Raw genomic sequence first — 522 nt, forward strand, 5'->3', positions numbered from 1 at the left:
ATATAGGATGTATACCTTCGAAGACACTTGTACATGATGGATTAGAAGGCAAATCCTTTGAAGCAAGTTATAATCGTAAAAACGATGTTGTCAATGCGCTAAACAATAAAAATTACCACTTATTAGCAGACGATAACAACATTGATGTACTGGATTTTAAAGCGCAGTTTAAATCTAATACTGAAGTGAATTTATTAAATCAGCATGGCGATATCGTCGATAGTATTACTGCACCTCATATCATTATTAATACCGGTGCTACCTCTGTCATTCCTAACATTAAAGGCCTTGATCAAGCTAAACACGTCTTCGATTCGACAGGTTTATTAAACATTAGCTATCAACCTAAGCACCTCGTTATTGTAGGTGGCGGTTATATCGCCTTAGAATTTGCTTCAATGTTTGCGAATTTAGGTAGTAAGGTAACAGTATTAGAACGTAGCGAATCATTTATGCCACGCGAAGATCAAGATGTCGTTGCACATGCTATTACTGACTTAGAAAATAAAGGCATTGCATTGC

The 522-nt window shown here is 36.2% G+C and carries 1 protein-coding gene; it reads left to right on the forward strand.

The features are described from left to right. Positions 1–522: FAD-dependent oxidoreductase (locus LB823_RS23585; protein WP_224652208.1), on the forward strand; the 522-nt coding region annotated here is incomplete at both ends.

It is taken from the genome of Tsukamurella sp. M9C (genome assembly GCF_020169415.1).
Taxonomy (GTDB): domain Bacteria; phylum Actinomycetota; class Actinomycetes; order Mycobacteriales; family Mycobacteriaceae; genus Tsukamurella.